Annotated in this window: 29 protein-coding genes and 1 pseudogene; 12 read left to right on the top strand and 18 right to left on the bottom strand. The window is 63.3% G+C overall.

The features are described from left to right. Nucleotides 1-18 precede the first annotated feature (18 nt). The 3 genes from NTD80_RS28960 (at nucleotide 19) to NTD80_RS28950 (ending at nucleotide 2,165) form a co-directional block, all read left to right on the top strand. Entirely contained in the window at nucleotides 19-636 is a 618-nt protein-coding gene (locus tag NTD80_RS28960; RefSeq protein WP_262135714.1) for an LpxA family transferase, read from the top strand. 93 nt (nucleotides 637-729) lie between these two features. Next, nucleotides 730-1,248, top strand: coding sequence for a sigma-70 family RNA polymerase sigma factor (locus NTD80_RS28955; protein ID WP_106804057.1), 519 nt, complete (start codon nucleotides 730-732; stop codon nucleotides 1,246-1,248). After that, nucleotides 1,245-2,165 (top strand): FecR domain-containing protein, encoded by a 921-nt coding sequence (locus tag NTD80_RS28950; RefSeq protein ID WP_262135713.1) that lies wholly within the window; start codon nucleotides 1,245-1,247, stop codon nucleotides 2,163-2,165. Before NTD80_RS28955 ends, NTD80_RS28950 begins: the two co-directional genes overlap by 4 nt. A gap of 360 nt (nucleotides 2,166-2,525) precedes the next feature. On the opposite strand, the gene NTD80_RS28945 is transcribed toward NTD80_RS28950, so the two are convergent. The 3 genes from NTD80_RS28945 to NTD80_RS28935 are packed head-to-tail and all read right to left on the bottom strand — an operon-like array spanning nucleotide 2,526 to nucleotide 5,045. Further along, nucleotides 2,526-3,239: an ABC transporter ATP-binding protein gene (locus tag NTD80_RS28945; RefSeq protein ID WP_120448475.1), complete on the bottom strand. Its 714-nt coding sequence runs from the start codon at nucleotides 3,237-3,239 to the stop codon at nucleotides 2,526-2,528. Beyond that, nucleotides 3,236-4,063 carry an ABC transporter permease gene (locus NTD80_RS28940; protein WP_262135712.1) on the bottom strand — a complete coding sequence of 276 codons (828 nt, stop codon included), beginning with the start codon at nucleotides 4,061-4,063 and terminating at the stop codon, nucleotides 3,236-3,238. Before NTD80_RS28940 ends, NTD80_RS28945 begins: the two co-directional genes overlap by 4 nt. Nucleotides 4,064-4,073: 10 nt before the next feature. Beyond that, nucleotides 4,074-5,045, bottom strand: coding sequence for an aliphatic sulfonate ABC transporter substrate-binding protein (locus NTD80_RS28935; RefSeq protein ID WP_065904916.1), 972 nt, complete (start codon nucleotides 5,043-5,045; stop codon nucleotides 4,074-4,076). Between the two features lie 319 nt (nucleotides 5,046-5,364). On the opposite strand from NTD80_RS28935, the gene NTD80_RS28930 reads away from it, so the two are divergent. Then, nucleotides 5,365-5,580 (top strand): molybdopterin-binding protein, encoded by a 216-nt coding sequence (locus NTD80_RS28930; protein ID WP_262135711.1) that lies wholly within the window; start codon nucleotides 5,365-5,367, stop codon nucleotides 5,578-5,580. A 129-nt stretch (nucleotides 5,581-5,709) separates the two neighbouring features. Here the strand turns inward: NTD80_RS28930 and NTD80_RS28925 are convergent, their stop codons facing one another. The 15 genes and pseudogenes from NTD80_RS28925 to NTD80_RS28860 form a co-directional block, all read right to left on the bottom strand. Further along, on the bottom strand, nucleotides 5,710-6,861 hold the full coding sequence (locus NTD80_RS28925; protein ID WP_262135710.1) for a MalY/PatB family protein: 1,152 nt from the start codon (nucleotides 6,859-6,861) through the stop codon (nucleotides 5,710-5,712). 59 nt (nucleotides 6,862-6,920) lie between these two features. Next, entirely contained in the window at nucleotides 6,921-7,514 is a 594-nt protein-coding gene (locus NTD80_RS28920; protein ID WP_262135709.1) for an FMN-dependent NADH-azoreductase, read from the bottom strand. Continuing rightward, complete coding sequence (locus NTD80_RS28915) at nucleotides 7,511-7,951, bottom strand: GNAT family N-acetyltransferase (RefSeq protein WP_262135708.1); 441 nt, start codon at nucleotides 7,949-7,951, stop codon at nucleotides 7,511-7,513. The genes NTD80_RS28920 and NTD80_RS28915 overlap by 4 nt, the downstream gene beginning before the upstream one ends. 249 nt (nucleotides 7,952-8,200) lie before the next feature. Then, complete coding sequence (locus tag NTD80_RS28910) at nucleotides 8,201-8,857, bottom strand: response regulator (protein ID WP_262135707.1); 657 nt, start codon at nucleotides 8,855-8,857, stop codon at nucleotides 8,201-8,203. A 116-nt stretch (nucleotides 8,858-8,973) separates the two neighbouring features. Continuing rightward, entirely contained in the window at nucleotides 8,974-10,026 is a 1,053-nt protein-coding gene (locus NTD80_RS28905) for a chemotaxis response regulator protein-glutamate methylesterase (RefSeq protein WP_262135706.1), read from the bottom strand. After that, nucleotides 10,023-10,514 carry a chemotaxis protein CheD gene (locus NTD80_RS28900; RefSeq protein WP_262135705.1) on the bottom strand — a complete coding sequence of 164 codons (492 nt, stop codon included), beginning with the start codon at nucleotides 10,512-10,514 and terminating at the stop codon, nucleotides 10,023-10,025. The genes NTD80_RS28905 and NTD80_RS28900 overlap by 4 nt, the downstream gene beginning before the upstream one ends. After that, nucleotides 10,511-11,323, bottom strand: a complete 813-nt coding sequence (locus tag NTD80_RS28895; RefSeq protein WP_262135704.1) for a CheR family methyltransferase — start codon at nucleotides 11,321-11,323, stop codon at nucleotides 10,511-10,513. Before NTD80_RS28895 ends, NTD80_RS28900 begins: the two co-directional genes overlap by 4 nt. Next, nucleotides 11,324-11,851 carry a chemotaxis protein CheW gene (locus NTD80_RS28890; RefSeq protein WP_106804046.1) on the bottom strand — a complete coding sequence of 176 codons (528 nt, stop codon included), beginning with the start codon at nucleotides 11,849-11,851 and terminating at the stop codon, nucleotides 11,324-11,326. Between the two features lie 11 nt (nucleotides 11,852-11,862). Then, a complete protein-coding gene (locus NTD80_RS28885; protein WP_410017441.1) occupies nucleotides 11,863-13,011 on the bottom strand; it encodes a methyl-accepting chemotaxis protein in 1,149 nt (382 codons plus the stop codon). Then, nucleotides 12,997-13,479 (bottom strand): annotated as a pseudogene (locus tag NTD80_RS31495) (MCP four helix bundle domain-containing protein); the annotation flags it as partial. The pseudogene NTD80_RS31495 and the gene NTD80_RS28885, both read right to left, overlap by 15 nt. Nucleotides 13,480-13,516: 37 nt before the next feature. Next, complete coding sequence (locus NTD80_RS28880) at nucleotides 13,517-15,496, bottom strand: chemotaxis protein CheA (RefSeq protein ID WP_262135702.1); 1,980 nt, start codon at nucleotides 15,494-15,496, stop codon at nucleotides 13,517-13,519. 2 nt (nucleotides 15,497-15,498) lie between these two features. After that, complete coding sequence (locus NTD80_RS28875) at nucleotides 15,499-15,816, bottom strand: lipid asymmetry maintenance protein MlaB (protein ID WP_262135701.1); 318 nt, start codon at nucleotides 15,814-15,816, stop codon at nucleotides 15,499-15,501. 4 nt (nucleotides 15,817-15,820) lie between these two features. Then, nucleotides 15,821-16,186 (bottom strand): response regulator, encoded by a 366-nt coding sequence (locus NTD80_RS28870; RefSeq protein ID WP_122717001.1) that lies wholly within the window; start codon nucleotides 16,184-16,186, stop codon nucleotides 15,821-15,823. A gap of 43 nt (nucleotides 16,187-16,229) precedes the next feature. Beyond that, nucleotides 16,230-17,324 carry a methyl-accepting chemotaxis protein gene (locus NTD80_RS28865; RefSeq protein WP_262135700.1) on the bottom strand — a complete coding sequence of 365 codons (1,095 nt, stop codon included), beginning with the start codon at nucleotides 17,322-17,324 and terminating at the stop codon, nucleotides 16,230-16,232. 263 nt (nucleotides 17,325-17,587) lie between these two features. Next, nucleotides 17,588-18,439, bottom strand: a complete 852-nt coding sequence (locus NTD80_RS28860; RefSeq protein WP_106804040.1) for a LysR substrate-binding domain-containing protein — start codon at nucleotides 18,437-18,439, stop codon at nucleotides 17,588-17,590. 243 nt (nucleotides 18,440-18,682) lie between these two features. On the opposite strand from NTD80_RS28860, the gene NTD80_RS28855 reads away from it, so the two are divergent. The 8 genes from NTD80_RS28855 to NTD80_RS28820 are packed head-to-tail and all read left to right on the top strand — an operon-like array spanning nucleotide 18,683 to nucleotide 25,745. Beyond that, nucleotides 18,683-19,504, top strand: coding sequence for a transporter substrate-binding domain-containing protein (locus tag NTD80_RS28855; protein ID WP_262135699.1), 822 nt, complete (start codon nucleotides 18,683-18,685; stop codon nucleotides 19,502-19,504). 2 nt (nucleotides 19,505-19,506) lie between these two features. Further along, on the top strand, nucleotides 19,507-20,313 hold the full coding sequence (locus NTD80_RS28850; RefSeq protein WP_106804038.1) for a transporter substrate-binding domain-containing protein: 807 nt from the start codon (nucleotides 19,507-19,509) through the stop codon (nucleotides 20,311-20,313). After that, nucleotides 20,306-21,727 (top strand): FAD-binding oxidoreductase, encoded by a 1,422-nt coding sequence (locus NTD80_RS28845; RefSeq protein ID WP_262135698.1) that lies wholly within the window; start codon nucleotides 20,306-20,308, stop codon nucleotides 21,725-21,727. The genes NTD80_RS28850 and NTD80_RS28845 overlap by 8 nt, the downstream gene beginning before the upstream one ends. Then, nucleotides 21,724-22,926, top strand: coding sequence for an aminotransferase class I/II-fold pyridoxal phosphate-dependent enzyme (locus tag NTD80_RS28840; protein ID WP_262135697.1), 1,203 nt, complete (start codon nucleotides 21,724-21,726; stop codon nucleotides 22,924-22,926). Before NTD80_RS28845 ends, NTD80_RS28840 begins: the two co-directional genes overlap by 4 nt. Next, complete coding sequence (locus NTD80_RS28835; RefSeq protein WP_106804036.1) at nucleotides 22,923-23,648, top strand: amino acid ABC transporter permease; 726 nt, start codon at nucleotides 22,923-22,925, stop codon at nucleotides 23,646-23,648. Before NTD80_RS28840 ends, NTD80_RS28835 begins: the two co-directional genes overlap by 4 nt. Beyond that, nucleotides 23,638-24,321: an amino acid ABC transporter permease gene (locus NTD80_RS28830; RefSeq protein ID WP_065904948.1), complete on the top strand. Its 684-nt coding sequence runs from the start codon at nucleotides 23,638-23,640 to the stop codon at nucleotides 24,319-24,321. Before NTD80_RS28835 ends, NTD80_RS28830 begins: the two co-directional genes overlap by 11 nt. Continuing rightward, on the top strand, nucleotides 24,308-25,132 hold the full coding sequence (locus NTD80_RS28825; RefSeq protein WP_262135696.1) for an amino acid ABC transporter ATP-binding protein: 825 nt from the start codon (nucleotides 24,308-24,310) through the stop codon (nucleotides 25,130-25,132). The genes NTD80_RS28830 and NTD80_RS28825 overlap by 14 nt, the downstream gene beginning before the upstream one ends. Before the next feature lie 16 nt (nucleotides 25,133-25,148). Further along, entirely contained in the window at nucleotides 25,149-25,745 is a 597-nt protein-coding gene (locus NTD80_RS28820) for a cysteine dioxygenase (protein ID WP_065904952.1), read from the top strand. Nucleotides 25,746-25,759: the final 14 nt, after the last annotated feature.

Below are 25,759 nucleotides of genomic sequence, written 5' to 3'. Positions count from 1 at the left end.
TCTGTAGAGGGCTCGACATTGATCCGACTGACCGATTACATCGCCGATATTTCCCGCTCCGCACTGGCCCCCTGGGCCGACCTGTCGCCCTGGGCGCTGGTGACCCAGGCACCTGCGGTGGTTCGCCAGCTGCTGGCCGACCTGCCGGCTGACGACTACAGCGTGCAAGGCGAAATTGCTATCCACCGCAGCGCCATTGTCGAACCGGGCGCCTTGCTCAAGCCGCCGCTGATCATTGGCGCCGATTGCTTTATCGCCAGCGGCGCACTGCTGCGCGGTGGGTGTTGGCTGGATGCACGCTGCATCATCGGCCCGGGCGCCGAGTTGAAAACTTCCTTCGTGTTCAGCGGCAGCAAGCTGGCGCACTTCAACTTTGTCGGCGATTCGGTGCTCGGCCACGGTATCAACCTGGAGGCGGGCAGCATCGTCGCCAACTACCGCAACGAGCGCGATGACAAGGAAGTGCAGGTGCGCGTTGCAGGCCTGTTGCAGCGCACCGGGTGCGACAAGTTCGGCGCGTTGCTCGGTGACCAGTGCCGCATCGGTGCCAATGCAGTGCTGGCACCGGGTGCGGTGTTGGCGCCTGCCAGCGTGATTGGGCGCGGGCAGGTGTTCGACGCCGAGGCGCCGATATAAACGCGAGGTTGAAAAGATCGTGGTGTCGCGGCGGGATATTAATTAGAATGAATCTCATTTGAGACATAATCGCGCCCGTGCAGGTTGCTCGCCATGAATGATGCTGTTGTCCCTACGCACGCCCCCGAACTGACTTTGTCGTGCCTGTACCGCGAGCATCGCAGTTGGCTGGAAAGCTGGCTGCGGCGGCGCCTGGGCAATGCCTGGGATGCGGCCGACCTGAGCCAGGACACGTTCCTGCGGGTGCTTGCGAGTGCCCAGCCGATCGCGCAGATGCAGGAACCGCGGGCTTACCTGGTGACCGTCGGCAAGCGCCTGCTGGTGAATTTTCATCAGCGCCGCAGCCTCGAACAGGCCTACCTGAATGCCCTGGCCACCTTGCCCGAGGCCTGTGTTCCGTCGCCCGAACAACGCTGGTTGGTGCTGGAAACCCTGCAGGCCCTGGATGAATTGCTCGATGGCTTGCCGGCCGTGGTTCGCCGCGCGTTCTTGTGGAGCCAGCTCGAAGGCCTGGGGTATCGCGAGATCGCCGAGCGCCTGGCAGTGTCCGAGCGCACCGTGAAGCGCTACATGGCCCAGGCTTATGAACATTGCCTGCTGGTGGAGCTGTGAACCGTGACGTCGCGCGTGCGGCCGCCCAGTGGCTGGCACTGCTGGAATCCGGCGCCGCCACCGAGCGTGATCACGCGGCCCTGCAGCACTGGCGCGACAGTCATCCCCAGCACGAACAGACCTGGCAGCGCGCGCAAAGCCTGCGCCAGCGCTTCAGTGACTTGCCCCAGGCACTGGCCATGGCCAGCCTCGACCGCCCGCAACCGGGGCGTCGCGCCGTTCTCAAGCGCGCTTTGGGTGTGGCGGCGCTGGTGCCGGCGGCCTGGCTGATCAGCCGCCAGTTGCCCCTCGACGCCTGGCGTGCCGACCTGCGCACCGCCACCGGCGAGCGCAAGCGCCTGCCACTGGCGGACGGCGCCAGCCTGCAGCTCAACACCGCGACAGCAGTGGACTTGGCGCAACGCCGCGTGACCCTGGTCGACGGCGAACTGGCGCTGACGGTGCCGGGTACGGCAGCGCTGACCGTGGACACCCGCTATGGCCAATTGCGCGTCAGCCAGGCCGAGGTGTGTGTGCGGCAACTGGCTTCTGGCTGCCGGGTCTCGGTGCTCAAGGGGGCGGTGCAGGTACGCGACCTGAAAGGGCAATTGGCGACGCTGCAAGGCGGTCAACAAGCGTCTCTGCACGCCAGCGGGCTGGGTGCCTGGGTGCCGTTCGATGTGCTGCAACTGGGCTGGCGCGACGGCGTGCTGACGGCACAGAACCAGGCGCTGGGGGATTTTCTGCGTGAACTGGAGCGCTATCGCCCGGGTGTATTGCGCTGGGATCCGCGCCTGGAATCGCTGCGGGTCACCGGCAGTTTCCGCCTCGACGACACCGACCGCATCCTCAGCCTGCTGGCTTCGACGCTGGGGCTGGAGCTGCACTCACGCACCCGCTATTGGGTGACCCTGGCACCGCGGGACACGGCTGTTTGAGGGGGTGGTGGTGGTTGCCTGGCCGACTTTATGTGCCCGGTGGGTTGTTGAGGCCGCTGAACTTTATATGGCTGCTGGGTTTTCAATTGTGGTGAGCGGGCTTGCCCGGCGTTGGGCTGCGCAGCAGCCCCAATCCAGCAGAATGCGGTGTGTCAGGCAATCCTCGGTGTCAGGTTCTGGGGCCGCTTCGCAGCCCAACGCGGGGCAAGCCCGCTCGCCACAATGAGTTCATCAGCCCCAGAAATCCCAGTGGTCACAATGAGCCCATCAGCCCCAGAAATTCCAGAAGTCACAATGAGCCCAGCAGGCACCTAAAGCTCTGTGGCCACGACAGACCAGCAACACCTCCCTCCATCACCGTCAGATCACATGCGCCCGTTGCAGCTCAGTCAGCGACTCGACCTTGAGCCGGGCCAGCAGTGGGTCGCGTCGGTCCCGTGGGTGCGGTAGCTCCACTGTCAGTTCCTGGCGGATGCTGCTCGGGCGGTTGTCCATTACCAGCACGCGGTCACTCAGGTACAGCGCCTCGTCCACATCATGGGTCACCAGCAGCAGTGCGATGGCATGGTGCGCGGCCAGTTGCAGCAGCAAGTCCTGCAGTTTCATGCGCGTGAATGCATCCACCGCACTGAACGGCTCATCCAGCAGCAACACCTGCGGGCGTGAATACAGGCCGCGTGCGATGGCCACGCGTTGCGCCATGCCGCCGGACAGCGCCTTGGGCAGCGCCTGGGCAAACCCCTTGAGGCCGACTTCCTCGATCAACTGCGCGACCCAGGCCTTGTCGTAGTGGCTGTCGTCGCTGAAGCCGATGTTCTGTTCCACGGTGAGCCAGGGCATCAGCCGAGGTTCCTGGAACACGAACGCCACTTCGCCATCGGGGCTGCGCAGTTCGCCCTGGAAGTCCTTTTCCAACCCGGCGACGATGCGCAGCAAGGTGCTCTTGCCGCAACCACTGGGGCCCAGCAGGCTCACGGCTTCCCTGGGTTGCAAGGCCAGGCGCACGTCTTTCAACACGGTGGTGCTGGCGAAGCTTTTACGCTCCACCCGAATCTCCAATAACGGCTGGCTCATGGTTGCGCTCCTTGGCCATTGAAAGTATCGCGCCAGGCCAGGCAGCGTTTTTCCAGCGCGGCAAGCAGGCCGTCGCTGACCTTGCCCAACAGCGCGAGCACGATGATTGCCGCCAGCACGATGTCCGGCCGCGAGGTTTCGCGCCCATCGCTGAGCAGGTAACCCAGGCCCTTGGTCGCCGCGATCAGTTCGGCCGCCACCAGGAACATCCACGCCAGGCTCAGGCCACTGCGCAAGCCGGTGAACAGGCCGGGCAGGGCGGCGGGCAGCAGGATGCGCCGCACCAGCCGGCGCCGACTGAAGCCGTACATTTGCCCGACCTCCACCAGCTTGCGGTCGATATCGCGGATCGCCGCCACCCCGTTGAGGTACACCGGGAAGAACGCGCCGATTGCAATCAGCACGATTTTCGAGGTTTCATCGATGCCCAGCCACAGCAGCAACAGCGGCACCCATGCCAGGCTCGGGATCGAGCGCAGCCCGGCGAAGGTCGGTTCCAGATAGGCCTCGGCCTCGCGGCTGAGGCCGACCCAGGCGGCGAACAGCAGTGCCAGGCTGGCGCCGATGGCAAAGCCCAGCAACACCCGGCCGAGGCTGGCGCTGATGTGCTTCCACAACGCGCCTTCGGCCAGGTCGGTGAGGGTCACGGCGATTTCGCTCGGCGCCGGCATCTGGTAGGAGGGCAGCCAGCCGACCCGCACGACCACTTCGAGGATCAGCAGGATCGCCACCGGCAACACCAGCCCCTTGAGCCGGCGCGTCCAGGCGCTGCGCGGGTTGAGCACCGGCGCAGGCAGCGGCAGTGCTTGGGTTTTGCTGGTCATCACAGACCCCTTATGGCTTGGGCAGGGTTTGGCCGAACGAGGTATCGATCAACTGGTCGATCACCTGGTCGACATTCACGCCTTTGCGGACCAACTCTTCGGACACCAGGATCGGCGCAGCGGCCTTGGACGACTGCACATCCTTGCTGCTCAGCAGCGGGGTGCTGAGGTCGGTGCGTGACAGCTGCAGCTTGGCCACTTCCAGCGGCAGGCCGGATTCGTCGGCGAGCAGCTTGGCGAATTCATCCGGGTGCTTCACTGCCCAGTCGCGGGCTTTTTCATAGGCGCCGAGTACTTTGGTGATGGTCTGTGGGTGCTCCTTGGCGAATTTTTCGGTGACGCTGACTACGCCGTAGCTGTTGAAATCTTTGTTGCGGTAGAGCAGGCGCGAGCCGGCCTGGATTTCACTGGCGGCCATGTGCGGGTCGAGACCGGCCCAGGCATCGACGTCACCTTTTTCCAGCGCGGTGCGGCCATCCGGATGCTGCAGGTGGACCAACTCGACATCGTCTTTTTTCAGCCCGGCCAATTGCAGGCTGCGCAGGGTGAACAGGTACGGGTCGGTGCCTTTGGTGGCCGCGATTTTCTTGCCTTTGAGGTCGGTCACGCTCTTGAACGGCGAGTCCTTGCGCACCACCAGGGCGGTCCACTCGGCGCGGCTGTAGACGTACACCGATTTGATCGGGCTGCCATTCGCGCGGCTCAACACTGCCGAGAGGCTGGCGGAGGAGGCGAAGTCCACGCCGCCGCTGTTGAGGTACTCCAGGGAACGGTTGCTGCCCTGGCTCAGGACCCAGCCGACTTTGCTCTTGGGCAGGGCTTGTTCGAGCCAACCGAAGTGTTTCAGCACCAGGCTGACGGGGGAGTAGTAGGCGTAGTCGAGGTTGACTTCGGCCGGGTCGGTCTCGGCGGCGAAGGCCGGCGATTGCAGGCACAGGGCGAGGGCACAGGCGCCGAGTAGACGGTGGGTCAAAGGTTTCATGGAACAGCTCCGGACAAGGCGTTGAGAGAAGGCTTTTCTTATATTCAGAAAACTGAGATGGCATGTTCCATCATGCTTTATAGGAATATGCAGTCTCTGTGCCATCTTGCGCGGGGCCGGATTTGCTGGGGTTTGGACGGATCAGGCTGTTGGTGGGTGCAGCAGTTTGTTGAACCACTGTTGGCAGGCGAACAGTTGCTATATTTCTAAATCATATAAATAAAGAGTTATTTATTCCTTTTAATGTTCTCCGTGATAGCGCATTTTGAGGGCCTGCGCATTCGTGCGGATTGACCCAACAGCCAAAAGGAAACCCGACATGACCATTAAAGCGATCAACGTGCGCAACCAGTTCAAGGGCTTGATCAAGGAGATCCTGCTGGGCGAAGTGGTGTCCGAAATCGACGTGCAAACCGCGTCGGGTATCGTCACTTCGGTGATCACCACCCGCTCGGTGCGCGATCTGGAATTGAAGGTCGGCAGTGAAGTGATTGCGTTTGTGAAGTCCACCGAAGTGTCCATCGCCAAATTGTGAACCCCGTACAAATGTGGGAGCGGGCTTGCTCGCGAAAGCAGTGTGTCAGTCAACCCATCGTTAACTGTCCCGGTGCATTCGCGAGCAAGCCCGCTCCCACATTTTTTTGCGTACCGTCAACGTCGTGAATCAGCCCCGGCGGTGATGCAAGGCATGCTCCATGCGTTGCAGGCCCTCTTCGAGCATCGAGCGTGGGCAGCCGAAGTTCAGGCGCACGAACTGCTGGCTGTCGTCGCCGAATTCGATCCCCGCGCTCAGGCCGACCTTGGCGTGTTCGAGGAAGAACTGCTGCGGGTCGTCCAGCCCCAGGGCGCTGCAATCCAGCCAGGCCAGGTAGGTGCCCTGCGGGGCGTGCATGACGACGCCGGGCAGGCGCGTGTTGACCGCGTCGAGCAGGTAGTCGCGGTTGGCTTGCAGGTACTCGACCAGCGCCTCCAGCCATTCGCCGCACTGGCTGTAGGCGGCGCGGGTGGCCTCCAGGCCCAGGGGGCTGACGCTGTCGACCATGCCGCAGCGCGCCTGGTTGAAGCGCTCGCGAATCTCGGCGTTCTGCACCACGGCAAAGCAGGTCTTCAGGCCGGCGACGTTATAGGCCTTGCTCGCCGACATCAGGGTGATGGTGCGCTGGGCGATCTCGGGGCTGAGGCTGGCGGTGGGGATGTGGCGGCGGCCGTCGAAGCACAGCTCGGCGTGAATCTCGTCGCTGATGATCAGCGCGCCGTGTTCCAGGCAGGCAGTGGCCACGGCCAGCAGTTCTTCGCGCGGGAAGACTTTGCCCATCGGGTTGTGCGGGTTGCTCAACAGCAGTGCGCCGGCGCCGTCGAGCGCCTGGCGCAGTGCCGGCAGTGGGGTCAGGTATTCACCGTTGACCAATTCGAATGGCACTTCGATACGCGGCAGGTTCCAGTGCCCCGGCGCCAGGCGGATCGGGCGATAGTTGGGGGTCTGCAGCACCACCGGCTGGCCAGGCTGCACGAAGGCGTGCAGCGCCATATTGAAGCCCGGTTCGACGCCGGGTAAAAACAGCAGTTCTTCCGGTTGCACGCGCCAGGCGTACTTGGCCCACAGGTCGGCGACGATGGCTTCGCGCACATCCGGACCGGCCACGCTGTAGCCGAGGATCTGCTGGTCGAGGCGCGCGCGCAGCGCCTGCAGCACCGCAGGTGGCGCGGCGATATCCATGTCGGCGATCCACATCGGCAAAACGTCGGACGGATAACGGTTCCACTTGGTGCTGCCGGTGCCGAGGCGGGGGTGGATCGTGTCGAAATCAAAGCTCATGGGAGGCTCGTGTCAGGGAGGCGGGCGCAAGAATGGCGCTGATTCTAGCGCCATTATTTTTATAGGCCAGAGCTGATTGCCTCGGACAGTTGCCGGTGGGCGAGATCCACCGCGCGGTTGACCGCTTCCGCGCCACGCACCATCGCGCCCAGGTAGATGAAATCCACCGTGTGGATGCCCACCGTGGCGAGGATGGCGTGCATGTACGGCGTCAGGAAGTCCGGCTCATGGCCCTTGCGGGCATTGCCGGAACTGACCAGCACAAAGGTGCGGCGGTCCTTGAGCAAGCCGACTTTTTCGAACTGCGCATTCACCGTGAAGCTGCGCTGGATGCGCACCACATGGTCGATCCAGCTCTTGAGCGCCGCCGGCACGCTGAAATTATGCACGGGGGTGCAGATGACCAGCAGGTCGCAGGCCTCCAGCTCGACGATCAACTCCTCAGACCGCGCGGTGGCGCTGCCGCTCAAGCCGCCCGGGGTGGTGAGGGCGTTGGCGTATTCGCGGCTCAGCGGGGGCAGGGCCTGGCCGCCATAGTCGCGCTCCGTCACTGCGGCGTCCGGTACCAGGTCGCGCAGCAGGGCACGGGCCAGCTTGAAGGTCTGCGCCGCCTTGCCATGCGGGCTGAAACTCAGCAACAGGGCGCGGGTCATTGGCTCAGGTCCTGGGAGAAATGCATGCCCAGCGGCAACAGGCCCTGGCGGAAATAGAAACGCTGAGCCAGGGCCATGTGCATGCCGGTGTCCAGCACCAACCAGCGATAGCCACGGGCGCGGGTTTCTTCGCGGACCCGCTCGAGCAGTTGTTCGCCCAGGCGTCGACGCTGCAGGGCGGCGTCCACGACTAAATCATCGACGTAGATAAACCGGCCATACAGGGTGTTTTCCGTCAGCCGGTAGCCGGCCAGGCCAATCACCTTGCCGTGCTCGCGCGCGGCCAACAGGTGGTAGCCGTTTTGCCGTTGCCGTTGGACCTGCGCGGCGAAGGCGCTGGCGTCGGTGAGGTGAGGGCGCAGTTGCTGCATCAGCGCAAAGCTGGCGATGCAATCGGCCTCGGTTTGCATCGCTACGAACTTGACAGACTCATGCATGGTTGAAGTGCTCCTGGCGCGCCTGGCTGGCGCAAGTGGCGGGGGCATTGTTGAGACGAGAAGGCATGGGCAGTTCCTGGTGGCACGCAAGAGAGGCGCCATTTTCGCGGGTAGCCAGGCGAACCAACAGGGGCATGAATGGACAAGTGGCCTGGGACATGATCAGGCGTAGCGCCTGTGGGGCGGCGTTGAAGTGCAGAGCGCGGGTCGTGCGTTGCGGAGCCGGATCGCCGGTCGGGGAGGCCGGTCTTAGTCGTTTATCTGCACGATCCCTTCGCGTACCGCAAACATCACCAGGCTGGCGACATCATGGATGTGCAGGCGATGCATGATCTGCGAGCGATGTGCCTCGATCGTCTTGATGCTCAACCGCAGGCCTTGGGCAATATTGCGCGTGGTTTCGCCGCGAGCGATCAACCGGAGTATCTCCAGTTGGCGCACGGTCAGTTTCGAGTGCGAGATGGGCTTGGTTTCCTCGCGAGTCTGCTTGACGGCCTGGCTGACCACCAACGACACAACCGGCACCGACAGGTACTGGCCGCCGCTCTTGAGCGCCTCCAGCGCGAGTTCGAGCTCAAGCACGCTGGCACTTTTCAATAGATAGCCCTTGGTGCCGAGTTGCAGGCACTGCATCACGAAGCTGGAATCCTTGTGGGTCGAGATCATCAGGATGCGGCTGGCCGGCGCGCTGATCGACAGGCTCTTGAGCAGTTTCATGCAGGCAACCCGTTCGATATCCATGTCGAACACAATAATGTCCGGTTGCAGGCTCGAGGCGAGTTCGAGGGTGGTGCTCTCATTGTCGGCTTCCGCGATGACTTCGTAGGGCTCTTTTTGCTCCAGGAGTGCACGCAGGCCGGCACGTAACAGGGGATATACATTCGCTACAAGGATTCGACAACGCATAGGCTTCAGCCCAAATCGCAGAGACAAGAGGCAGCGTTGATCTCGCTGCTGTAATTTACTGTGTAGCGTCCGTGTCTACAGGGGTTAACGCGCAGGTCGCAGAGTGTGAAGACTTTTCAGCCGTGGCGCGCGTTATCGCCAAACTCCTGGATCAAGCGGGAGAATTTATTCAACGGTTCAACGGCTTGGGCCGAGCCCAGTTTGATCGCTTCCTTGGGCATGCCAAAGACCACGCAACTGGCTTCATCCTGGGCGATGGTCTGCGCGCCATTTTCACGCATTGCCAGCAGCCCGCGCGCGCCGTCGTCGCCCATGCCGGTCATGATCATGCCCAAGGCGCTGGGCGCGGCATGCCTGGCGATCGAACGAAACAGCACGTCTACCGAAGGTTTATGCCGGTTAACCGGCGGGCCGTCCACAACCTCGACCTGGTAGTGCGCACCGCTGCGCTTGAGTTGCATATGCAAGCCGCCGGGGGCCAACAATGCCAGGCCACTGTGCACCCGATCCAGATGCCTGGCCTCGCGCACTTCGATCTGGCAGAGCTTGTCCAGGCGCCGGGCAAAATCGGCGGTGAATTTTTCCGGCATGTGTTGAACGATGACAATCCCCGGGCAGTCACGTGGCAATTGGCGCAAGACAAATTCGAGGGCTTGCGTGCCACCGGTGGAACAGCCGAGCGCGACGACTTTTTCGGTGGTGCGCAGCCGGTTGACCGATGCAATCCGGCTGTCCTCGCCAGGCGCCGTCACCGTCGCGGGCAGGGCGCGTGGACGGGTCTTGGCGCCGTCCTCGATCTTGCGAATCAACTCGGCCGACAGCGCTTCCAGGCTTTGCTTGAGCCCCAGCCGCGCCTTGGTGAATACCCCCACGGCGCCGGCCGACAGTGCCTCGACGGCGACGCTGTTGCCCTGCTCGGTCAGCGTCGAGCAGATGATGGTCGGCGTCGGGCGTTCGCGCATGATCTGGCGCAGGAAGGTCAGGCCGTCCATGCGCGGCATTTCGATGTCGAGCACCAGCACGTCAGGCCAGTCGCGGCGCATTTTTTCGATGGCGTAGAGCGGGTCGGCCGCCTGGCCGATGACCGTGATCCGTGGGTGGCTGGCCAGGCAACTGGTGAGCACCTGGCGCACCAGCGCCGAGTCGTCGACGATAAACACCTTGATCATCGCGGCAGGCTCCGTACCGGCGGCGACGGCAGGCCGTTGCGCAGGCACTCGATTGCACCGCTGCGGCCGTTGACCTGCAGGCGGCGGTAATGGTCGCCGTTGAGGTCCCAGGCGTCGACTGACCAATTGCGCAGGCTGAACTGTTCACGCGCAAAAGCGCTGTTGCCGGCGCCGACCCTGCTCCGTGGGTTGCCTTCGAAGCGCACCAGGCTGCCACCGCCGAAAATGCCCTTGCGGTACTCCGTAGGTTGTGTGCCGTGGCGGGCCATGTCGGCGTGGATGCGCTTGAACACGGACTCGCCGTAACGGGTGTCCAGGCGTGTGCCTGCGCCCGGATCGTTGGGCAGCAGGAAGTGCGAGACCGCCAGCAGCCGTCGGTGTGGGTGCCACAGCACCACCGCGACGCAACTGCCGAGCAAGGTGGTGACCACGCCGTCGTGGGTCCCGAAGAAGTAATCGCCGGGGTGCAGGAATATCGAAGGTTTCATAAAAGCTCGTAGACCGAAGGGCAGGTCAGGCGCATCGGCAGATCAAAGCCGTGGATGCTTTCCGCGTGCCCGATAAACAGCAGGCCGCCGACGCGCAGTTGGGTAATCAGGCGCCGGACAATCCGCTGTTTCTCTTCGTTGTTGAAATAGATCAGTACGTTGCGCAAAAAGATCACGTCGAAAGGCCCGAGTGCCTCTGGCAGCGGTTGCGTAAGGTTGATCTCGCGCAGGGTGATGCGCTCGCGCAGCGCGGCCTGCACGCGAAATCGCCCGCTCATGTCGCCGACGCCGTTCAGGCAATGGCGCTTGAGCCAACCCTCGGGAAAATACTTGGCCTGGGCCATGTCATAGATGCCGTCGCGAGCCCGTGCGAGCATGCTTTGGCTCAGGTCGCTGGCGACGATGGACCAGTCCTGCGTACGCGCGTTTTCTCTGGCAACCATTGCCAGGCTGTAAGGCTCTTCGCCGGAGGAACAGGCGGCACTCCAGATCTTCTGCGGTCCGCGCTGGCGGGCCAACCATTCGCCGAAGAAATCGAAGTGCGGATGCTCACGAAAAAAGTACGTTTCGTTGGTGGTGAGCAAATCCACCACCAGCCGCCGCTCCTTGATGAACAACGGGTTGTCGAGCAACTGCAAGTAATCAGCGTAGCTGCCCAGCCGATAGTGGCGCAGGCGCTTCATCAGGCGGCCGGCGACCAGCGGGCGTTTGTTGGGCGCCAACTGGATGCCCGACGCCTCGGCCATGAGTTTCTGCAAGCGGCGAAACTCGTGTTCGGCGAGTTTCGGCAGGGTTAAAAGTGCAGACATTCAAAGGCCGTTCGTGACGGCAAGGCTCAATTGCGCGATGTCATCCAGCGACAATACCTGGGCGATATCGAGAATGATCGTGAAACCTTGTTCATTGCGGGCCATGCCGGCGATGAAATCGGTGCGGATCCCGGCGCCGAACGGCGGCGGTGCGACCACCTGCTGCGGGTCGATATCGAGCACCGCGTCGACGGCATCCACGACCAGGCCGATGGCCTGGGTGCTGTCGCTCAAGGCCAGTTCGATGATGACAATGCAGGTGCGGTTGCCCGCGCGGGTCAGCTCGAAGCCAAAGCGCGCAGCCAGGTCCAGCACCGGCACGACATTGCCGCGCAGGTTGATCACGCCATGGATAAACGCCGGCATCATCGGCACGGCCGTCACTTGTGCGTATTCGATGATCTCGCGCACCAATTCGATCGGCAGCGCATAGTCCGCGTCACGCACGCGAAACGACAAGTGCTGGATGCTCAGGGGTTCGGCCAGTGAGTCGACGGTTTGAAAACGTTGGTTGGCAAGAGAAGTCATGGGCGCGGTGCTCAATTGAAACTGACGAACTGGCCTTCATCGACCGTCGTCCTGCCCTTGGACCAGCTTGGCGACGCGCTGGGGTAGTTGTCCTGGCTGCGCGGCAGGCCACGCTTGAGTGCGGGGCCGTCCTGTTCGAAGCGGAAGAAGCCGATCAGCTCCTGCAATTGTCCGGCCTGGGCGTTCATTTCTTCGGCGGTGGCGGCAAGCTCTTCCGAGGCGGCGGCGTTTTGCTGGGTGATTTGGTTCATCTGGCCCATGGCAATATTGATCTGCCCGGCGGCGCTGCTTTGTTCCTGCGAGGCGGCAGTGATTTCCTGCACCAGGTCCGAGGTTTTCTGGATGTTCGGGACGATTTCGTTCAACAGGCGGCCAGCCTGTTCGGCCAGGTGCACGCTGCTGGAAGCAACTTGACCGATCTCCTGGGCCGCCACCTGGCTGCGCTCGGCGAGCTTGCGCACTTCAGCGGCGACCACCGCGAAACCTTTGCCGTGATCACCGGCGCGGGCCGCTTCGATGGCGGCGTTGAGCGCCAGCAGGTTGGTCTGGTAGGCGATGTCGTCGATGATGCTGATCTTGTCGGCAATCTGCTTCATCGCCAGCACCGTGTCGCTGACCGCGCCACCGCCTTGCACCGCGTCGTTGGCGGCTTTGCCGGCAATGCCGTCGGTGATTTTTGCGCTTTCAGTGTTCTGGGCGATCGACGCCGACATTTCCTCGACCGAGGCGCTGGTCTGCTCGACGCTGGCCGCCTGTTCGTTGGCGGCCTGGCTCAGTGACTGCGAGGTGGAGCTGACTTGTTCGGAGGCCGAGGAGAGTGAGTCGGCGGAACTGCGCACGTCTCCGAGGATGCTGCGCAGGCGCTCGGTCATGTTTTGCATGGCCGCGAGCAACTGGCCGGTTTCATCGCGGCTGTCTGCCTGCAGGTCCTGGCTCAGGTCGCCGGCAGCCATGCGGTTGGCGGCGGCCACCGCACCGTTGAGCGGCTTGGTGATACTGCGCGTGACCAGCATGCCAATGACTACGCCAAACAGCGTGGCGGCGAGGACCAGCGCGATCATTTGCAGGCGCGAGCGGTCGGCGATATCGGAGATTTGCTGATTGGCCTCTTTGGCGCGCTCCTGTTTGTAGCGGCTGACTTCGCCGATCAGGCGGTCGATCTGCTCGCCGCTGACCACGGCCTTGGGCAGCAGGTCGGTGACGTCGCTGGTCTCCTGCAACTGGCTGGATTGCTGATGCAGGGTCAATACCTGGTGCACCAGGTTTTCGTAGTCCTTGAGCGGCGTTTCCAGCTGGTCGATCTGCGCCATGCCTTCCTTGGTGATAAAGCTGGCGCGTGCACTGTTGATCAGCGTGCGGGTTTTATCCAGCGCGGCCTTGGCCTGGTTCGCCGCCTGCTCACGCGCCGCGTGGTTGGTCGACAACAGGCTCTGGCGCATCGAGCGGCCGGCGACGATCAGCTGGATATTGGCTTCCTGCAGGGTGCTCAAGCCCGTGACGTCCAGCTCGTACATGCGGTCGGACAGGCCATTCACCTGTTCGAGGTTGCGGATGCCGATAAACCCGATGATCGCGGTCAACGCGACGACCACCAGAAAACCGGCGGTGAGTCGGATGCCTATCTTCATGTTGCGAACAAATTGCATGCGGTTTCTCCTGAAAAGGCTAGGCAAGGGGTTCTAAAAGGGATACGTCGAGGGCGGCAGGGGCTTGCAGCTGTCGGAACAGGCTGGGCACATCCAGGATCAGCGCCACTTGCCCGGAGCCGAGGATGGTCGAGCCACTGATCCCGCGCAGGTGCTGGAACATCTGGCCGAGTGGCTTGATCACGGTTTGCAGCTCGCCCAGCAGGTGGTCGACGATCAATCCGGCGTGCTGCCGGCCTTGGCTGACCACCACGATATTGCGGCGCCGGGCAGTGCTCGCGGGCAGCCCGAAGTGTTGATCCAGGGCGATGCACGGCAGCGGCGTGCCGCGCAGGTTGAGGTAGCCGTACTGGCTGGTGAGCGACGCGGCGCTGGCCTCCATGCATTCGGTGACCATGTCCAGCGGGATGACAAAACTGTCCTGGCCCACGCCCACGTGAAAGCCGTCAATGATCGCCAGGGTCAGCGGCAGGCGAATCCGGAAGGTGCAGCCCAGGCCTTGCTGCGACTCGATCTCGATGCTGCCGCGCAATTGCTCGATGGCGCTGCGCACCACGTCCATGCCAACGCCGCGCCCGGAGAGGTCGGACACCTGTTCGGCGGTGGAAAAGCCGGCTTCGAAAATCAGCCGGTGAATCGCGGCCTCGTTGAGCACCGCCTCGGCCTCGATCAGGCCTTTGCCGATGGCTTTTTCGCGAATCCGCGCGGTATTCAGGCCGCGCCCGTCGTCGCTGATTTCCAGCACGATCATGCCGGAGTCATGGTAGGCGTTGAGCTGCAGGTTGCCCTCGGCGGGCTTGCCGGCTGCGAGGCGTTCGGCAGCCGACTCGATGCCATGGTCGATAGCATTGCGCACCAAATGGGTGAGCGGGTCGGCGATCTTGTCGATCACGGTTTTGTCCAGCTCGGTGTCGCCGCCACGGATGCCCAGCTGGATGTGCTTGCCCAGTTGCTTGCTGACATCGCGGACCACGCGGTGGAAGCGGTTGAAGGTTTCACCGACTTCGACCATGCGCAGTTTCAGCGCGCTGTCGCGGATCTGCTCGACGTGCTGATGCACGGCCAAGGCGCTTTCAATACACGCATTGTCGCCAGTGCGTTTGGCCTGCATCTGCGCACCGGCGGTGCTGATGACCAGCTCGCCAACCAGGTTGATCAGCTCATCAAGCTTGTGCGCAGGGACCTTGACCATGCTGGTGTCTTGCGGACGGCGGTCGCGGGCGGGCGATTTTTTTTCGGCGGGCGCGGCCAGGGTGGGCGCAGGCTCGGCGTAAGGTTCGAGGGTGAGGGTGCAGAAGTCGACGATGAAGTCGAAGACGTCGGCGATCTCCTCGCGGCTCGCGGCGCTGCGCAGGGTCAAGGTAAAGCCCAGGTAACAGGCTTCGGGGTCGAAGCTGTCGAGGCCCGGCAGGCGATCGGTGCGGGTGTGCAGGGTGACGATTTCGCCCAGGCGGCTGAGGTAACGCAGGAAGGCCGCCGGGTCGAACCCGTTGCGCAACAGCGCCTCGCTGAAGTCGATCGACAGTTGCCAGAGTTGCGCATTGGCGCCGATAGTCGGTACGGCCGGCACGCTGTCGACGACGGGCGTGTCGTCACTCAAGCCACGCGCCTGGGCCAGGGCGTCGAGCAACAGCGCCTGTTGGGCCAGGTCGGTGTGCATCTCGCCGGTGGCGGGGTCGACGGCTTCAAGCATCCGCCGCAGTTCGTCCATGCAGCGCAGCATCAACGAGGTGAGGTCTTCATTGAGCGTGCGCTGGCCGTCGCGCACTTGCATCAGCAGGCTTTCAAGGTGATGGGTGAGATTGACCAGCGGTGTCAGCGAGAAAATACCCGCCGAGCCCTTCAACGTGTGTACGGCGCGGAACAAGCCGTTGACCGCGTCGCTGTCTTCGGGCGCGGTTTCCAGTTGAAGCAGGCTGTCTTCGGCATCTTTGAGCAAGTCCCGGCCTTCGCTCAGGAAGCCCTGGAGCAATTGGTTCCACTGTTCGCCAGTGAGCATGGTCAATCCTCGATCCGAGCGTTGGGAAACAGTGATTCCAGGCGCAGCAGTGCGAGGGTTTCGCGCACGGCCGGGGCGGCATCGACCACGGTGACCGGGCTACCGCCCTGGCTGAGTGCGCGTTGCATCACCAGCAGCAATTGCAGGCCGGCGCTGTCGAAATCGCCGATGCCGGCCAGGTCAAGCTGCCAGGCGTCGGCATTGAGCGGCAACAGCGCGACAAAGGCATCACGCGCCTCGCTGACCTGATAAATGCTCAGGTCACCGTCGATACAAATGCGCGTCGGGCCGCCGAAAGCGGAAGGGGTCAGCGTGAACATGGGCTCAGCCCATCAACTTTTCGACGGCCGCCAACAGGTTCTGCGGCTGGAACGGCTTGACGATCCAGGCCCTCGCGCCGGCTGCCTGGCCTTCGGCTTTTTTCGACTGTTCGCTTTCGGTGGTGAGCATGATGATGGGCGTGAAGCGGTATTCGTTGCGCGCCTTGACCGCTTTCACCAGGCCGATGCCGTCGAGGTTTGGCATGTTCACGTCGCTGATGATCAGGTTGATCTTTTGCCCGGTCAGCTTGCTCAGTGCATCGCGCCCGTCGCAGGCCTCAAGGACCTGGTGGCCGGCGCCGGTGAGGGTCATCTTGACCAGTTGGCGCATGGACTGCGAGTCATCGACGATTAGTATGGTCTTGGCCATGTTCGGCTCCCTCGAAAGTGAAATTAACTGGAAAGTCGTCGCCTCAGAAAAATGTGACTTCGGCGCTGGAAGGGGTCTTGGGCTGGCCATGGCGTTCTTCATCAGTGGTAAAGCGCTGACGTAGCCGGTCCAGCCAGGCAGGAGTGTCGTGCAGGCTCGGGTCGTTGGCGACGATGGCGTCGAGCAGGTCCTGCAGGTCACTCTGTACGTGTTCGAGCATCTGGTCGGTGCGGTCCTGGAACTGCAGGCTGACCATGATTGCCTGGATGTCGTGCTGGGTTTCGCGGGCATCGTGCTGCAGCGCGTGGGAGGCGTCGGACAACTGGTTGAGGTTGTCGCCGAGGCGACTCATCACGCCGCTCACCGACTGGCTGAGGAAATCCAGGTTGCTCTGTTCGCTGGTGCCCAGTTCGGCGGCCGCCTCGATGGTGGTCTGGATCGCGTGAGTGATCTCGCCGACCTTCTCATCCATGGCCAGGCCGGTCTCGGCCGACAGCGTGGAAAGCTTGCGCACCTCGTCGGCGACCACCGAAAAACCGCGGCCGTACTCACCGGCCCGAGCCGCCTCGATAGCCGCATTGAGTGCCAGCAGGTTGGTTTGCTTGGCAATCTCCTGGACCCGTCGGGCCATGTGCTGCAACTGGCTGGCGTAGCTGTCCAGGTGGCTGATGGTGTCGAGCAGTGCATGCTGGCGCTGGCTGCTGGCGCGAAACGATTCGGTGACTTCGTGCAGGCGCTGGTTGGCATCGCGCAGGCTTTCGCCGACGCCGCCGTTGCCGAGCACGTCGTTGGAATTGTCGAGGCTCTGTTCGAGGCGTTGGGCGATGTTGTGGAAACGCTGGAACAGCTCGCCGATATTGCTTTGCAGCAAGGCCCGCGTTTGCCCCAGGCTGTCGCGCCAGCTGGGGGCGACGCCCTCGATCAGTTGCCAGTCGCCAGCGCTGGCGTGGGCCACAGCCGATTCGACCGGCGTCTGGGAATGGCTGGCGGCAGCGGCTTTGGCGGTTTTTCTCGGGCGCAGGGCGAGCAGGGCGAGGCTGCTCAGCAACAGGCCGGCGTGGGGTAACAGGTGGACAGGTACAACCAATCCGATGGTTGCCAATGCGAGGCCGAGCCAGGCCCCAAGGTAAATGCGCATCGCCAGCTTCCGTTGCAGGGTGTCAGATCGGCGGATGATAGCGATGGCGTAATGATGTCAGTATAAGGACAACCCTTAATCCGTAGGTTATGTCCTACAAAACCAGGCGGGCTTTGGGCGGGTAACAAGTCGACCGGTCGATCAGGTAAAAAGCGTTGCACCCAAGGGTTGCAAGAGCAGCGTCGATTGCGGGGTGCAGGCAGTGCAGGGAGTTTGGAGTAGGGTTTCGGCGTAAGGGTCGCTCACGCCGAGCCAGGCCTCCCTCACAGGCCTTGGCTGCCCCGGATCAGGTCATACGCTTTGCGCGCAATCGGGTTTGCCGTATTCGGCCGGATCCACAGGTAGTAGGTCACTTCCGGCAAGCGCGGCAATCCATCCGTTTCCCCGAGCACGCGCATGTCCGGCCCGAGCATCTCCATGCTCCGTGGCGTCACGCCCAGGCCCGCGCGAGTGGCGGCCTTGATGCCGATCAAGTTCGACGCCAGGTACGCCTGGCGCCAGGGGATGTTCGCCCGCTCCAGGGCCTCCAGCGCATAGCGCCGATAGATGCTCGGCTCATCCACCAGGATCAGCGGCAACGGCTCGCTGGGCGAATGAATGTACTGCGCCGAACAGATCCACCACACCGGCGAGGTGCGCAGGGCGAAGCCTTCCAGGTTGGGGTCGGAGCGGGTGGAAATCACCATGTCGACCTTGCCGCGGTGCAGGTCATCCATCAGGAACGGGCTGCGGCCCACATCGATTTCCAGGCGCAGGCGCGGCGCGGAGCGGGCGATATGGCTGAGGATCGGCGGCAGGATGGTGTCGGCGATATCGTGCGGCGAGCCGATGCGCAGCACGCCGCTCAGGCTGCTTTCGCGCAGCGAATTCAGCGCGTCGTCATTCAGCGACAGCATCTGCCGCGCATGCCGCAGCAGTTGCAGGCCCGGCTCGGTCAGCTGTTTCTGCCGGCCGCGCTTCTCGAACAGGCTGACCCCCACTTGCTGCTCCAGCCGCTGCATGTGCTGGGTCACGGACGATTGGGTGCGAGACAGGTGCGTGCCGGCTTCGGCGAAGCTGTGGTGGTCGACCACGGCGATAAAGGTGCGCAGGAGTTCAAGGTCGAGGGTCGACATGGCCGGTTCCAGGGACGGTTTTACATCAAGGGTGTGAAGTTAAACATTACAGATATTTATGTATGCGTGAAGCAGATTTTTACCGCGCCCAGTAAATCATGGGTTATGCCGAAACTGCAGGTCGTGCTGATACGGCAAGTTATAACGATATGAGATATTTGCATTTCCGTTGCCCCTGCACACTCCCTAGCATGCCCCTCCATCAGGTCGGGGTACGCCGATCATTAGCCAGGGGGAAGTCCAATGATGTTGAAGAAATGGTTGCCGGTGGCCCTTGGGTCGATGATCGCCCTGGGCGGCAGTGTGGCGGCGCAGGCCGATGCGACCCTGGACAAGATCGAGCAGCGCCATGTGCTGGTGGTCGGCGTGCTGTTGTCCGGCGGGCCGTTCGGCAGCATCGACCCGGCCACGCAACAGCCCAAGGGCTTGAACGTCGACCTGGCCAACGAGCTGGGTCGTCAACTCAAGGCCCAGGTGCAACTGGTGCCGGTGTTGCCGGCCAACCGCGTGCAGTTCCTGCAACAGGGAAAGGTCGACCTGCTGATCGCCAACATGGAGTGGACCGCCGAGCGCGGTGAAATCCTCGGTTTTGTCCCGACCCCGTTCTACCGCATCGGCGGCACCGCCGCAGTGCTCAAGGACAGCAAGATCACCCGTTGGGAAGACCTCAAGGACCAGCCCGTCTGCACCTCCCAGGGCAGCAGTTATGTGAAGCCGCTGACCGAGTTCGGCGCGCAGATCAAGGCGTTCAAGAGCTCCTCCGAATCACTGCTGGCGCTGCGTGGCAACAACTGCGTGGCGGCGGTGCATGACTCCACGCTGATCAACCCGCTGATCAACGACAGCGCCGAATGGAAGGATTACCGCGCGATCAGCCCGGAACTCAACCCGGCACCGTCGGTGATCTGGACCCGTCGCGGCGAAAACGATACCCAGGCCAAGCTCGACCCGATCGTCAAGGAACTGCACCGCAGTGGTTGGCTGATCGACGCCCAGACCCGCAACCGCATCAGCCCGGCGTCGCCGGCCCTGGTGGAATTGCAAAACCAGTTCAAGGGCGCCTGAGCATGCAGATCAAAACCCTGGCCGCACTCGGCCTGGCCCTGTGCGCCGGCTTCGCACACGCCGACGCTACCCTCGACAAGATCCAGCAGCGCCACGCCATCAGCGTCGGTGTGATCCTCAGTGGTCCGCCGTTCGGCACCCTCGACCCGAAGACCGGCGAGCACCTGGGCTACAACGTCGAACTGGCCAAGGGCATCGGCCAGGCGCTGGGCGTCGAGACCAGGACAGTCTCGGTGCTGGCGCCCAACCGCGTGCAGTTCCTGCAGCAGGGCAAGGTCGACATCCTGATCGCCAATATGCAGTTCACCGAAGAGCGCGCCGAGATTCTCGACTACGTGCCGACGCCGTATGAAGAAGTCGGCGGCGCGGCCTTGATTCGCAAGGGCGCGGGCATCACCCAGTGGGCCGACCTCAAGGACAAGCCGGTGTGCGTGTCCCAGGGCAGCAACTTCATCAAGCCACTGCAGGAGACCTACGGCGCGCAGATCAAGGCGTTCCGCAGCCAGTCAGAATCGCTGTTGTCGCTGCGCGGCAATGGCTGCGTGGCGGCGGTGCACGTCAGCCCGACCATGCACGCATTGCTCAGCGATGCCGAGTGGGCCGGTTATGAGATTCCGTTGCCGGGCGACCTGATCCCGTCCAAATCGGTGATCTGGATTCGCAAGGGCGAACACGACACCCAGGCCAAGCTCGATGCCATTGTGCGCGACTGGCACAAGAGCGGCTTCCTGATCGCCCTCGGCGAGCGTACCGGCATGGCGCCGTCCCAGGCCCTGCGCGACCTGCACGAGCACTACAGCCATGAGTGATGCGTTGTTCGCCACCTTGCAACAACTGCTCGGCGCGGCCCATGTACACCGCAATGACGAGGCGGCGCAGTACCTCACCGACAAGCAGGGGCGCTACACCGGGCAGGTGATTGCGGCAGTGCATCCGGCGAACACTGAGGAAGTGGCGGCGGTGGTGCGCGCCTGCGTGGCGTTGAAGGCGCCGATCGTGGTGCAGGGTGGCAACACCGGCCTGATGGCCGGTGCCACGCCGGATGCCAGCGGGCGTTCGGTGTTGCTGCTGCTCGACCGCATGAACCGCGTGCGCCAGGTCGATACCGACAATGACACCCTCACGGTGGAAGCCGGCTGCATCCTGCAACACGTGCAGGACGTGGCCCGCGCTGCCGGTCGCCTGTTCCCCCTGAGCCTCGGTGCCGAGGGCAGTTGCACGATTGGCGGCAACCTCGGCACGAATGCCGGCGGCACGGCCGTGCTGCGTTACGGCAACACCCGTGAGTTGACCCTGGGCCTGGAGGTGGTGACCGCCGAAGGCGAGATCTGGCACGGCCTGCGCGGTCTGCGCAAGGACAATACCGGCTATGACCTGCGCGATTTGTACATCGGCAGCGAGGGCACGCTCGGTATTATCACCGCGGCCACCCTGAAGCTGTTCCCGCAGCCCTTGGCCCAGGCCACCGCGTTGCTGGCCTTTGATCAACTGGCCCAGGCCGTGGCGTTCCTGTCCCACGCCCGCGCCGGTTTTGGCGCCAATCTCACGGCCTTCGAATTGCTCAGCGCCGATTGCCTGGCGTTGCTGCGCGAGCAGTTCCCGGACGGCCCGCAGCCGTTCAAGGGCGCGAGCCAGCCGTGGTTTGCCTTGATCGAACTCTCCGACAACCACGGCGAACAGCATGCCCGCGAAGCCTTTGAACGCGTGCTTGGTGAAGCCTTCGAGCAGGCCTTGATCGCAGACGCGCTGATTGCCGAAAGCCTGGCGCAAAGCGAAGCACTGTGGCTGCTGCGCGAGAACATGAGCGAGGCGCAAAAGCGCGCTGGGCGCAATATGAAGCACGATATCTCGGTACCGATTTCCCAGGTGGCGGCCTTCGTCGCGCACACGGATGCCGTGCTCCAGCAGCATTTCCCCGGCGTGCGCAACTTCACCTTCGGCCACCTCGGCGACGGCAACCTGCATTACAACGTGGCGCATCCTCTCGATTCGACGGTGGAGGCGCACATGGCGCAGTACGTCGAGTTGAGCGCGATGGTGCACGACAGCGCCCACGCGCATGGCGGCTCGATCAGTGCCGAGCACGGCATCGGCCAGCGCAAGGTGGGCATGCTGGGTCGCTATAAAAGCGCGGTGGAACTGGACCTGATGCGCCGCATCAAGCAGGCGCTGGACCCGCACAACCTGCTCAATCCCGGCAAAGTCCTCGAGGTGCAGCCATGACCGTACGCCTGTCCCGGCGCGTGCAGCGAGTGTCGCTGTCCGCCAATGCCGCCGCCAAGTCCCGCGCCACCGAACTGCGGGAGGCCGGTCGTGACATCCTCGACCTCACCACCGGCGAGCCGGACTTCGACACCCCGGAGCACATCAAGCAGGCCGCCTATGCGGCCATCGCTGCCGGTGCCACCAAGTACACGCCGACGCCGGGCGTAAAGGCCTTGCGCGTGGCAGTGCAGCGCAAGCTGGCCGCCGAAAACCACCTGGATTATCCGCTGGCGTCGATTGTGATCGCCAACGGCGCCAAGCAGATCATCTTCAACGCTTTCGCCGCCACCCTGGATGACGGCGATGAAGTGCTGGTGCCGACGCCGTACTGGCCGTCATTTCCCGACAGCGTGCGCTTCAACGGGGGCGAGCCGGTCTTGATCGAATGCGGCCTGGAGCAGGGCTGCAAGCTGCTGCCGGCCCAGTTGGAACAGCACATCAGTGCGCACACGCGCTGGCTGATTCTCAACGGCCCGGGCAACCCCAGTGGCGCGGTGTACCGCACCACCGAGCTGCAGGCGTTGGCCGCGGTGCTGCGTCGCCATCCCCAGGTGCTGGTGCTGCTGGATGAACTGTATGAACACATCCGCTTCGACGGTCGCCCGGCCCAGAGCCTGTTGAACGTCGCTCCGGACCTGCAGGACCGGTGCCTGCTGGTGGGCGGCGTGTCCAAGACCTACGCCATGACCGGCTGGCGCATCGGCTTTGGCGCGGGGCCGAAAACCCTCACCGACGCCATGGCAGTGGTGCAATCGCAATCGACCTCCGGTGCTTCTTCGGTTGGCCAGGCGGCGGCGTTGGCGGCGTACACCGGCGGGCTGGATTTTCTCGCCGAGCAGGTTGCGGCGTATCAATTGCGCCGGGACATCCTGGTCGCCGCGCTGGAAAACGTCGACGGTCTGCAAGTGCTGGAACCCCAGGGCGGCTTCTTCGTCTTCGTGCGTTGCGCCGGGCTGCTGGGGTGTTCTCGTCCCGATGGCCAGCGCATCGACAACGACGGCGACGTGGTCGCCTGGTTGCTGGAGGAGGGCGTGGCCGGGGTGGCAGGCAGCGCCTATGGGTTGTCGCCGTGGTTTCGCCTGTCGATTGCCACCGCGACCGAGAGTGTCGCCGAAGCAGGGCGGCGGATCGCGACCGCCTGCGGGAAGCTGCGATGATGGAGCTGTTCGTCCACTGGGCTGCCGGTATCGGCCTGAACTACAACTTTCTGCTCGATGCCTATCAGCGCGGCACGCTGGTGCAGGGCGCGCTGACCACGGGGCTGCTGTGCCTGTTCACCATTATCGGCAGCCTGCTCGCGGGTATCAGCCTGGCGGCGATGCTGACGTCGGGTAACCCGTGGCTGGCCAAGCCGGCGCGGGTGTTTATCGAGGTCACGCGTAACACGCCGACCCTGGTGCAGCTGTACTGCGCGTTCCTGGTGCTGAACATGCTGCTGACCCAGGCGGTCGGCGCGGCCAACCCGCTCACGCCGTTCGCCTGGGTGGTGATTGTCATCTCCCTGCACAAGGGCGCATTCCATGCCGAGGCCCTGCGCGCCGGCATCGAGGCGGTGCCCGCCGTGACCCTGGAAGCCGCCAGTTCGCTGGCCTTCAGCAGCCGTCAATTATTGTGGAATGTGCAATTGCCGCTGGCCCTGCGTTTTGCCTTGCCGTCGCTGATCAACAACCTGATCGACCTGGTGAAGATGACCGCCGTGGCCTCGGCGATTGCGGTGGGTGACATCACCTATGCCGCGATCATGATCTGGACCCAGAGCGACAACGTGCTGGAGCTGATGATCCTGATCCTGAGCTTCTTCGGCCTGCTGAGTTTTATCGTCAATTGTGTGGGGCGCTGGCTCGAAGCGCGCCTGAGGATGCCCGGCTATGGCCATTGATTCATTCCCGGTGCTGTCGGCCTTGCTGCAATGGTCGCCGGCGCTGGTTGCAGGCTTTGGCCAGAACATCCTCATCAGCCTGTTGGCGATTGGCATTGGTTCGGTGCTGGGCCTGTTGATCGGCGCGCTGGCGCTATCGCCATTGGCGGCTGTCGCGCGGCTGTGGGTCCAGGTATTTCGCAATGCGCCGTGGCTGGTACTGATCTATTTCACCACCTACGTGTTTCCGTTCGAGATTCATATCGGCAGCAGCTACGTGTCGTTTCCCGACTGGATCAAGGTCACGATAGGCCTGGCGCTGCCGGCCAGCGCCAACGTCGCGGAAATCTTTCGCGGCGCCATCGGCTCGATCCCCAGCACCCAGTGGGAAGCCGCGCGTTCGCTGGCGTTCACCCGTGGCCAGCTGTTCCGTTCGATCATCCTGCCGCAGTGCTTCAAGCGCATGTTGCCGCCGTGGATGAACCTCTACGCAGTAGTCACCATGGGCACCGCGCTGGCGTCGCTGGTGGGCGTGCATGACGTGATCGACACCGCGCAGATTGCCAGCAACACCGTGAACATGACCGGTTTTACCGTGGTGATCTACCTCAGCCTGCTGGTGCTGTTCTTTGCCTATTGCTACCCGATTTCCCGTCTCACCCAACACCTGGAGCGCCGCTATGCCTTCTATTGAACCGCTGGTGAGCCTGCGGGATGTCCACCTGTCGTTCGGCGCCAACCCGGTGCTCAAGGGCATCGATCTTGAGGTGCTGCGCGGCCAGGCGGTGTCGATCATCGGCCCGTCGGGCTCGGGCAAGTCCACGATCCTGCGCTGTATCACCGGGCTGTTGCAGCCCCAGCGCGGCAGCATCCGCGTCGGGCAGACCCAGGTCGACATGCTGGCCCAGGAAGCCCAGCGCATCGAGTTGCGCAAGCGCGTCGGTTTTGTGTTCCAGCAATACAACCTGTTCCCGCACTTGTCGGTGCTGGAGAACCTGGTGATCGCCCCGCGCAAGGTGCTCGGGCGCAATCGTGCCGATGCAGAAAAAGACGCGCGGGCGCTGTTGGCCAAGGTGCGCATGGAGCACAAGGCCGATGCCTATCCCGGCCAACTCTCCGGTGGCCAGCAGCAGCGCGTGGCGATTGCCCGTGCCCTGGCGATGCGCCCGGAACTGATCCTGTTCGACGAAGTGACCTCGGCACTCGACCCGGAAACCGTCGGCGAAGTGCTGACGGTGATCCGCGAGCTGACCGAGGAGGGCATGACCTGCGTGTTGGTCACCCACGAAATGCGCTTCGCCGAAGAGATCAGCGACGTCGTGTATTTCACCGAAAACGGCGTGATTGTCGAGCATGGCAGCGCCGCGCAGATTTTCCAGAACCCGGCCAGCGAACGCACCCAGACGTTCCTGCGCCATGCCCTGGGCGACTCCGGGCGCCGTGGCCCGATCGCCCATGATCCGTACCTGTTGACCAATTTGAGCCGTTACAGCCTGTCAGTCTGATAAGAGGAAAACCGTCATGAGTAGCGAAAACCGTGCTGCTGTTATCGAAGCGTTCCTGCAGCAAATCCGCGTCATCAACCAGCGCGGCGTAGACCGCGCGGCCCTGGTGGAAATCGTCGGCCTGCTGGAAAACCTCGCCGAGCGGCGCGACCTGTTCAACTTCGATGAATTTCCCGCGCCGGTGCCGGGGCAGGGCAGTACCGCGTTCCGCTATCGCCTGAATGACGATGGCGACACCCCGACCCTCTACCTCAACTCGCTGTTGCCGGGCAAAAGCACAATCGCGCATAACCACGAGACGTGGGCAATCATCAGTGCGGTGGAAGGCCAGGAAATCAACTACGTCTACGCACGCAGTGATGAGGGCCGTGAGCCGGGCTTCACCACCCTGACGCTTGAGAAAGAAGTGATCGTGCAACCGGGCACCTCGATTTCGTTCCTCGGTGAAGACTTGCACGGCATCAAGGTTGAAGGCGAGCAGGCGACGCTGCACTTCCACCTCTATGGCTTGCCGCTGGAGTCGCTGAACGGCCGATATGGCGTGGAAGCGGACGGCCGCATCCTCAACTACAACGCCTCGCAGATGGCGCCTTCCATCAAGGCGTATTTGTAAGCACGTCGCTGTTC

The sequence above is a fragment of the Pseudomonas sp. 13B_2.1_Bac1 genome (assembly GCF_025466155.1).
Taxonomy (GTDB): domain Bacteria; phylum Pseudomonadota; class Gammaproteobacteria; order Pseudomonadales; family Pseudomonadaceae; genus Aquipseudomonas; species Aquipseudomonas aylmerensis.
Note: the sequence above shows the minus strand (reverse complement) of the source record. Positions and strands in the feature narration are given on the sequence as shown.

What these genes read in the sequence shown, in the direction of transcription:
- NTD80_RS28955 (WP_106804057.1), top strand. Translation starts at nt 730, where the DNA reads ATGAATGATGCTGTTGTCCCTACGCACGCCCCCGAACTGACTTTGTCG.
- NTD80_RS28945 (WP_120448475.1), bottom strand. Translation starts at nt 3,239, where the DNA reads ATGAGCCAGCCGTTATTGGAGATTCGGGTGGAGCGTAAAAGCTTCGCC.
- NTD80_RS28940 (WP_262135712.1), bottom strand. Translation starts at nt 4,063, where the DNA reads ATGACCAGCAAAACCCAAGCACTGCCGCTGCCTGCGCCGGTGCTCAAC.
- NTD80_RS28935 (WP_065904916.1), bottom strand. Translation starts at nt 5,045, where the DNA reads ATGAAACCTTTGACCCACCGTCTACTCGGCGCCTGTGCCCTCGCCCTG.
- NTD80_RS28930 (WP_262135711.1), top strand. Translation starts at nt 5,365, where the DNA reads ATGACCATTAAAGCGATCAACGTGCGCAACCAGTTCAAGGGCTTGATC.
- NTD80_RS28925 (WP_262135710.1), bottom strand. Translation starts at nt 6,861, where the DNA reads ATGAGCTTTGATTTCGACACGATCCACCCCCGCCTCGGCACCGGCAGC.
- NTD80_RS28920 (WP_262135709.1), bottom strand. Translation starts at nt 7,514, where the DNA reads ATGACCCGCGCCCTGTTGCTGAGTTTCAGCCCGCATGGCAAGGCGGCG.
- NTD80_RS28915 (WP_262135708.1), bottom strand. Translation starts at nt 7,951, where the DNA reads ATGCATGAGTCTGTCAAGTTCGTAGCGATGCAAACCGAGGCCGATTGC.
- NTD80_RS28910 (WP_262135707.1), bottom strand. Translation starts at nt 8,857, where the DNA reads ATGCGTTGTCGAATCCTTGTAGCGAATGTATATCCCCTGTTACGTGCC.
- NTD80_RS28905 (WP_262135706.1), bottom strand. Translation starts at nt 10,026, where the DNA reads ATGATCAAGGTGTTTATCGTCGACGACTCGGCGCTGGTGCGCCAGGTG.
- NTD80_RS28900 (WP_262135705.1), bottom strand. Translation starts at nt 10,514, where the DNA reads ATGAAACCTTCGATATTCCTGCACCCCGGCGATTACTTCTTCGGGACC.
- NTD80_RS28895 (WP_262135704.1), bottom strand. Translation starts at nt 11,323, where the DNA reads ATGTCTGCACTTTTAACCCTGCCGAAACTCGCCGAACACGAGTTTCGC.
- NTD80_RS28890 (WP_106804046.1), bottom strand. Translation starts at nt 11,851, where the DNA reads ATGACTTCTCTTGCCAACCAACGTTTTCAAACCGTCGACTCACTGGCC.
- NTD80_RS28880 (WP_262135702.1), bottom strand. Translation starts at nt 15,496, where the DNA reads ATGCTCACTGGCGAACAGTGGAACCAATTGCTCCAGGGCTTCCTGAGC.
- NTD80_RS28875 (WP_262135701.1), bottom strand. Translation starts at nt 15,816, where the DNA reads ATGTTCACGCTGACCCCTTCCGCTTTCGGCGGCCCGACGCGCATTTGT.
- NTD80_RS28870 (WP_122717001.1), bottom strand. Translation starts at nt 16,186, where the DNA reads ATGGCCAAGACCATACTAATCGTCGATGACTCGCAGTCCATGCGCCAA.
- NTD80_RS28865 (WP_262135700.1), bottom strand. Translation starts at nt 17,324, where the DNA reads ATGCGCATTTACCTTGGGGCCTGGCTCGGCCTCGCATTGGCAACCATC.
- NTD80_RS28860 (WP_106804040.1), bottom strand. Translation starts at nt 18,439, where the DNA reads ATGTCGACCCTCGACCTTGAACTCCTGCGCACCTTTATCGCCGTGGTC.
- NTD80_RS28855 (WP_262135699.1), top strand. Translation starts at nt 18,683, where the DNA reads ATGATGTTGAAGAAATGGTTGCCGGTGGCCCTTGGGTCGATGATCGCC.
- NTD80_RS28850 (WP_106804038.1), top strand. Translation starts at nt 19,507, where the DNA reads ATGCAGATCAAAACCCTGGCCGCACTCGGCCTGGCCCTGTGCGCCGGC.
- NTD80_RS28845 (WP_262135698.1), top strand. Translation starts at nt 20,306, where the DNA reads ATGAGTGATGCGTTGTTCGCCACCTTGCAACAACTGCTCGGCGCGGCC.
- NTD80_RS28840 (WP_262135697.1), top strand. Translation starts at nt 21,724, where the DNA reads ATGACCGTACGCCTGTCCCGGCGCGTGCAGCGAGTGTCGCTGTCCGCC.
- NTD80_RS28835 (WP_106804036.1), top strand. Translation starts at nt 22,923, where the DNA reads ATGATGGAGCTGTTCGTCCACTGGGCTGCCGGTATCGGCCTGAACTAC.
- NTD80_RS28830 (WP_065904948.1), top strand. Translation starts at nt 23,638, where the DNA reads ATGGCCATTGATTCATTCCCGGTGCTGTCGGCCTTGCTGCAATGGTCG.
- NTD80_RS28825 (WP_262135696.1), top strand. Translation starts at nt 24,308, where the DNA reads ATGCCTTCTATTGAACCGCTGGTGAGCCTGCGGGATGTCCACCTGTCG.
- NTD80_RS28820 (WP_065904952.1), top strand. Translation starts at nt 25,149, where the DNA reads ATGAGTAGCGAAAACCGTGCTGCTGTTATCGAAGCGTTCCTGCAGCAA.